At 79.7% G+C, this 6,839-nt stretch carries 4 protein-coding genes; 3 read left to right on the top strand and 1 reads right to left on the bottom strand.

The window, feature by feature from the left end; all coding sequences use genetic code 11:
• A partial coding sequence (locus ACRYR7_RS23390) for a GGDEF domain-containing protein (protein WP_432574611.1) occupies positions 1-2,057 on the bottom strand: 2,057 nt, incomplete at its 3' end.
• Positions 2,058-2,350: 293 nt separating this feature from the next.
• Between ACRYR7_RS23390 and ACRYR7_RS23385 the strand changes: the two genes are divergently transcribed.
• The 3 genes from ACRYR7_RS23385 to ACRYR7_RS23375 form a co-directional block, all read left to right on the top strand.
• Entirely contained in the window at positions 2,351-2,737 is a 387-nt protein-coding gene (locus ACRYR7_RS23385; protein ID WP_432574609.1) for a response regulator, read from the top strand.
• A gap of 44 nt (positions 2,738-2,781) precedes the next feature.
• A complete protein-coding gene (locus ACRYR7_RS23380; protein ID WP_432574608.1) occupies positions 2,782-5,679 on the top strand; it encodes a response regulator in 2,898 nt (965 codons plus the stop codon).
• Positions 5,676-6,839: MASE1 domain-containing protein (locus ACRYR7_RS23375; RefSeq protein ID WP_432574605.1), on the top strand; the 1,164-nt coding region annotated here is incomplete at its 3' end. The genes ACRYR7_RS23380 and ACRYR7_RS23375, both read left to right, overlap by 4 nt.

Genomic DNA, 6,839 nt, shown 5'->3' with positions numbered 1-6,839 from the left:
GGCACCGCGCCGGGCACCGCGCCGGGCACCGCGCCGGGCACCGCGCCGGGCACCGCGCCGGGCACCGCGCCGGGCACCGCGCCGGGCACCGCGCCGGGCACCGCGCCGGGCACCGCGCCGGGCACCGCGCCGGGCACCGGGACGGGCGCGGGCGCCGCGCCGCTGACGACGGTGGTGTCCCGCCCGGCCTTCTTGCCCTCGTACAGGGCCAGGTCGGCCAGCGCGACCACCTCGGCGGCGCTCAGGCCCGGCTGCCACTGCGCCACGCCCACGGTGCAGCTCTGCCCGCGCGGCACCGCGGCGCGGATGCGGTCGGCCACGGCGCGCGCGCCGGCGGCGCTGCACCCGGGCAGGGCCAGCACGAACTCCTCCCCGCCCCAGCGGGCCAGGGTGTCCACCTCGCGCAGGCACGAGGAGGCCGCGGCGGCGAACTCCTGCAGCAGCTCGTCGCCGGCCAGGTGGCCCTGCGTGTCGTTGTAGCGCTTGAAGTGGTCCAGGTCGAGCAGGCAGAAGGACAGCGGCAGGCCGGTGCGCACGGCGCGGGCGATCTCCTTGCCGGTGGCCTCGTCCCAGCGGCGGCGGTTGGCCAGGCCGGTGAGCGGGTCGCGCTCAGCGGCCAGGGCGAGCTGGGTGAGCAGGTCGGCGCGCTCCATGCCGTGCGCGGCCTCCAGCGCCAGGGTCGCCATGACGACGCGCACGTGCGCGGGCAGCTCCTCGACGCGCTCGTGCCAGGTGCTGACGAGCAGGCCGGCGGTCTGCCCGCCGGCGGTGGTGATCGGCTGGTAGGCGACGCAGGCGGGGCCCTGCGCCCCGTCCGCGCCGCCGTGCGCGGCGAGGTCGCCGACGAAGCGGGGCTCGCCGCTGCGGAAGGCCTCGGCGAGCAGGGACGGCGGGCCCGGCGCGGGCTCGTCCCCGGCGCCCCAGCGGGCGCGGGTGACCAGCTCGCCGCGGTCGTCGGGCTCGACGAGGTGCACGCGGTGCGCGCCGGTGATGCGGGCGGTGGCCTCGCACAGCGCCTCGCGGGCGTCGGCGGCGGAGTTCAGCGAGCGCAGCGCCCCGGTGAGCATCTGGGCGCTGTCGGCCTGCCGGCGGGCGGCGGCGGCCTGCCGGCGCACCTCGGCCAGCAGCGCGTCGCGCTCGTCGCGGCCCAGGGCCAGCACGAGGCCGACGGCGGCGCCGACGGCGGCGAACGACTGCACCACCAGCGCGCGCACCGTCGGGTCGGGCAGCGCGGCGAACGGGCCGTGGCCGTGCAGGGTGAACAGCACCGCGGCGGTGCCGGTGAGCAGGCAGTGCCACGCGACGGTGCGGCTGCAGAAGCGCAGCGCCACCCACACGGTCAGCAGGATCAGCAGGAACGTCACGGGCACGTCGGCGCCGGCGGCGAACTGGGCGGTGTGGGCGGCGGCGGAGACGGCGGCCGCCACGAGCAGCTCCAGGGTGCGCGGGGCCCGGGCGACGTCGGGGTCCACGGCCCGCGGACCGCCCGAGGTCGCCAGCAGGCGCAGGCCGATGCAGCCCAGCAGCAGCACCGACAGCCCGTTGCGGGCGGCCCACGCCAGCAGCAGCACGCCCGCGCCGGTGGCGGCGAGCAGGCGCACGAGCTGGGGGACCCCGCGCAGCGGCAGCCCGGGCCCGGCACCGGGGCACCAGCGCTCCAGCAGCGCGGTGAACAGCAGCGTCTGCACGAGGGTGGCGGCGGTGGCGGCCAGCGCGACCGGGGCCGCGGCGCCGGTGGCCAGGTGCACCGCCAGGCCCGCCGCGCCCAGCAGGGCGGCGTCCACGAGCAGCGCGCCGCCCCAGCGGGCGCCGGCGCGCCGGCGCCGCCCGAACCAGACGGCGGCCACGCCCGCGGCGGGCGAGACCAGCGCCAGCGAGGCGCCCGGGGGCACGGTGTGCCGGCCCAGCAGCAGGCCCGCGGCGAACAGCAGCGCGAACAGGACCGGCGCGGCGGCCGGCGGCAGCGGGGGGCGCGGCGCGGCGGCGAGGGCGCGGCGCAGCGCGGCGGGCAGCGGCGGGCGGGGTGCGCAGCCGCTCGGGGCACCCGGTTCGTGCACGTCGGCCGCCTCTCCTCGCTCGTGGTCACCGGCGCGACGTGCGGCCTCCGCCCGACCGCGCCGTGGTGGTTCTCGGGACGGCCCGCGACGGCCTTGAGCCGGCGGTGACCGTGCGTCACCGCTGCACCCCCCCGGTCGCGCCGGGCGGTGCTCCCGGGCGGGCGAACGAGGCGCACGCACCGCTTCACCCCGCGCCCGCCGCTGCCGATGAGCCCACCGGGAGGAGCACCGGAGCGCCGCGACCGCGGCAGCCGGCCCCCGGAACGACGAACCCCCTCAGGAGGGACCCGGTCATGGCCAAGGTGCTGGTCGTCGAGGACGACGCGGACATCCGCACCCTGCTGGACCTGCGGCTGCGCGCCGCCGGGCACCGGGTCGTGGGCGCGGACTCCGCCCCGGCCGCCCTGGCCGTCATGGCCGAGCGCGGCGCGCCGGACGTGCTGGTCTCGGACGTGTCCCTGCCGGGCACCACGGGCCTGGAGCTGGTGCGCCAGCTGCGCACCGACGAGCGCTACGCGCGCCTGCCGGTGGTCTTCCTCAGCGGGCGCGTGCAGCCGGCCGACATCGAGGCCGGGCGCGCGCTGGGCGCGACGTACCTGACCAAGCCGGTCGTGCTCAGCGCCCTGTGCACCGCCATCGAGCAGTCCCTCGCCACGGCCGAGACCGGCGCGAGCTGGTGACCCCGGGCCCGCGGGCGCCGCGCGCCCGTTCCTCGGTCGCCCGGGTGCTCACCGCGGGCCTGCTGCTGGCGGTCACCACGCTGCTGCTGGTGGGCGGCAGCTCCTACGCGCGCATCGGCGCCCTGGTGGACGAGCGCGGGCAGGTGGAGCGCACCCACGCCCGGCTGGACGACGTCGCCGAGCTGCGCGTGCTGCTGCGCGACGCCGAGCGCGGCCAGCGCGGCTACCTGATCACCGGGCGCGAGTACTACCTGGAGCCGTACGACCACGCGGTCGAGCGGATCCGCCCCGCCGCGGACGCGCTGGTCGCCGCGACGGCCGGCACCCCGGACGGCGCCGCGACGGGCGCGCGGCTGCGCGAGGCCGTCGAGGGCAAGCTCGCCGAGCTGTCCTCGACGGTGCGGCTGCGCCGCGAGCGGGGCTTCGAGGCCGCGCAGGCCGTGGTGGGCACCGACGCCGGGCGCACGCAGATGCGGCGCGCCACCGCGGCGCTGGACGAGCTGGAGGACGCCGAGCGCATCATGCTGGCCCGCCAGCAGGAGCAGGTCGCCGCGAGCGCGGCCCGCACCCGCGCGGTCGTGCTGGCCGGCACCGCCGGCGCGGTGCTGCTGCTGGCCCTGGGCGCGCTGTGGGTGGACCGGCGCGTGGTGCGCCCGGTGCAGCGCATGGCGCGGGCCGCGCAGCGCCTGGCCGAGGGCGAGGCCGTCGAGGCCGACGCCGGCCGGGCGCCGCGGGAGATCGCCGCGGTGGCGCAGGTCGTCAACACCGCCGTGGAGGCGCTGCTGACCGCCCGCGACAAGGCCGTGGAGGCGGACCGGGCGAAGTCGGCGTTCCTGGCGACGATGAGCCACGAGGTCCGCACCCCGATGAACGCGGTGATCGGCATGACGGACCTGCTGCTGGACACGCCGCTGGACGGGCAGCAGCGCGAGCTGGCCGAGACGGTGCGCGACAGCGGCGAGGCGCTGCTCGTCGTCATCGACGAGGTCCTGGACTACTCGCAGCTGCAGGCGGGCAGCCTGCGCCTGCTGGACGAGCCCGTCGAGGTGCGCGCGTGCGTGGAGGGCGCGGCCGCGGTGGTGCGCCACGAGGCCGGCGCCAAGGGCCTGGAGCTGGTGGTGGACGTGGGCGCCGAGGTGCCGGCCGTGGTGCGCGGCGACGGCGCCCGGCTGCACCAGGTGCTGGTGCACCTGCTGCAGAACGCGGTGGTGTCCACCTCGCGCGGGGAGGTCGCGCTGACGGTGGCGGCCGAGCCCGCCGGGGCGGACGGCGGCGAGGGGCCGCTGCGCTTCGCGGTGCGCGACACCGGCGCGGGCGTGGCGGCGGAGGACCTCGAGGGGCTGTTCACCTCCTTCGCGCCGCTGGACCCCTACGCGCCGCGCGCGCACCGGGGCGTGGGCCTGGCTCTGGCGATCTGCTCGGGGCTGGCCGAGGCGATGGGCGGCGCCCTGGCGGTGCGGAGCGCCCCGGGCATCGGCTCCACCTTCACGCTGCGGGTGGCGCTGCCGGCCACCGCCGGGGTCCCCGGCGCGGTCCGCGGCGTGCCGCCGCTGACCGCGGCGGACCTGGCCGGGCGCGACGTGCTGGTCGTGGACGACAACGCCACCAACCGCCGCGTGCTGCAGCTGCAGCTGGAGGGCTGGGGCGCGGCGTGCACGAGCGCGGCCTCGGCCGGCGAGGCGCTGGCCCTGGTGGCCGCCGGCCGCGCCTTCGACGCGGCCCTGCTCGACATGCACATGCCCGGCACGGACGGCGAGCAGCTCGCCAACGCGCTGCGGGCGCTGCCGGCCGGGCGCGCGCTGCCGCTGGTGCTGCTGACCAGCGGCCACCGGCACCCCTCGGCCGCCGCGGGCGGCGTCGTGGACGCCACCCTGAGCAAGCCGGTGCGCACCGGGCTGCTGGAGAGCACCCTGCGCGACCTGCTCGGCGGCCGTCCCCCGGTGGCCGGGACCGCGGCCGGGACCGTGCCCGCGGTCGCGCCCGCGCCCACCGCGCCCACCGCGCCGCTCGCGCCGCCGGCCCCCGGGGGGGTCCCCGCACGGCGGCTGCGCGTGCTGCTCGCGGAGGACAACGCCGTGAACCAGAAGGTCGCGCAGCTGCTGCTGGCGAGGTTCGGCCACGACGTCGACACCGTCGCCGACGGCCACCAGGCGCTGGAGGCCGTGCGCGCCGCGGACTACGACGTGGTGCTCATGGACCTGCACATGCCGGTGCTGGACGGCCTGCAGGCCACGCGCCTGATCCGCTCCGAGGTCCCCGCCGGGCGGCAGCCGCGCATCGTGGCGCTGACCGCCAGCGTGCTCTCGGAGGACCGCGACGCGTGCGCGGCGGCCGGGATGGACGCGCACCTGACCAAACCGGTGCGCGCGCGCGAGCTGGAGAACGCCCTGGCCGCGGTGCTCGCCGCGCCCGCGGCCGCCCCGCGCCCGGGGCGCGTGCCCGCCGCCCGGCCGGTGGCGGGGGGCGTCGCGCAGGACGTCGCGACGGTGACGGTCGAGCCGCCCGCGCCGGCCGTCGTGCCGCTGGAGGTGGCCGTGCGGGCCCGCATCGCCGACCTGGGCGGGGCGGACACCGACGCGGACCGGCTGCTGTTCTCGCAGCTGCTGACCTCGTTCGTCGAGCGCGCCCCGCAGGCCGTCGCCGGGCTGGAGCTGGCGGTGCTCTCCGGGGACGCGCGCGCCCTGGAGACCCTCGCGCACAGCCTGAAGGGCTCCGCGGCCAACCTCGGCGCGGACGCCCTGGCGCAGCGGTGCGCGGACCTGGAGGACCGCACCCGCGCCGGCGAGCCGCCGGCGGACGGCTCGCTGGCCGGGCTGCGCGAGGAGCTGGAGCGCACCTGCCGGACGTTCACGGCGCTGGCCGGGGAGCTGGCCGGCGCGGTGGCGGGCACGGTGGCGGGCACGGCCGCGGGGGTGCGCGCGGACGAGCCGGTGGGCTGGTGAGCGCGGTGCCGGTGACCGCCGGCGCCCGCCCGGCCCGCCCGGTGCGTCCCGCGCCCGCGGCGCGCCCCGCGCGCGCGGCGGGCGGGCCGGCGGCCACGGCCGCGTTCGCGGCGCTGTTCTGCGCGGCGGTGTACCTGGGCCGCCTGACCGTCATGGACGGCACCGGCCTGAGCCTGGTGTGGCCGGCGGCGGGCGTGGCGGCCCTGTGGTTCTGCCTGCGCCGCGACGGCTCGCGCCGCTGGCTGGACTGGTCCGCCCTCGCGCTGGGCACGGTCGCCGTCAACGCCCTGACCGGGGCGCCGGCGGTGCTGGTGGCCGGCTCGGTGGCGGCGAACGCCGTGCAGGTCGCCGTGCTGCGGCACCTGTTCGGGCGCTGGTGCCCGGAGCTGCGCGGGGCCGGCGGCACCGAGCCGCTGACGGGCCTGCGCCACCTGGGGCTGCTGCTGGCCGCCGCGGTGCTGGCCACCGCGGCCGGCGCGGTGATCGGGCCGACCGCCGCGGCGCTGGCCGGCGGGCGCTGGTCCTGGCTGACGGCGGCGGTGTGGATGACGCGCAACACCGTCAGCGTGCTGCTGGTGGTGGTCGTGGGCCTGCGCCTGGCGCACCTGCTGGCCGTGCACCGCGCCGGGGGCGGCTCCCTGCCGTTCCAGCGCCCGCGCGGCTGGCGCGCCGCGGAGCTGGCGGCCCTGGTGCTGTGCAGCGGCGCGCTGTACGCGCTGGTGTTCGCCTCCCCGGCGGGCGCGTCGCTGGCGTTCGTGCCGCTGGCGCTGACGGTGTGGGTGGCGCTGCGCTTCGACACCACCGTGGTGGCCGTGCACAGCCTGCTCGCCGGCGTGGCCGCCGTGCTGCTGACCCTGGAGGGGCACGGCCCGTTCGCGGCGGTGCCCTCCGACGCGCACCGCGCCCTGGTGGTGCAGGCGTTCGTCGGGCTGCTCACCGTCATCGGCCTGGCCCTGGCGCTGAGCCGCGACGAGCGCGAGGTGCTGCTGGCGCGGGTGCTGGCGCAGGCCGCGGAGGCCGAGAGCCGCGACACCTTCACCTCGGCGGGGGGGGGGGGGGGGGGGGGGGGGGGGGGGGGGGGGGGGGGGGTGGGGGGCGAGGGGGCGGTGCGGGTGGCGGTGCGGGACAGCGGGGCGGGGGGGGGGGCGGAGGTGCTGGCG

This window comes from Kineococcus gurbantunggutensis (assembly GCF_050871925.1).
In the GTDB taxonomy this organism is placed as follows: Bacteria; Actinomycetota; Actinomycetes; order Actinomycetales; family Kineococcaceae; genus Kineococcus.
Note: the sequence above shows the minus strand (reverse complement) of the source record. Positions and strands in the feature narration are given on the sequence as shown.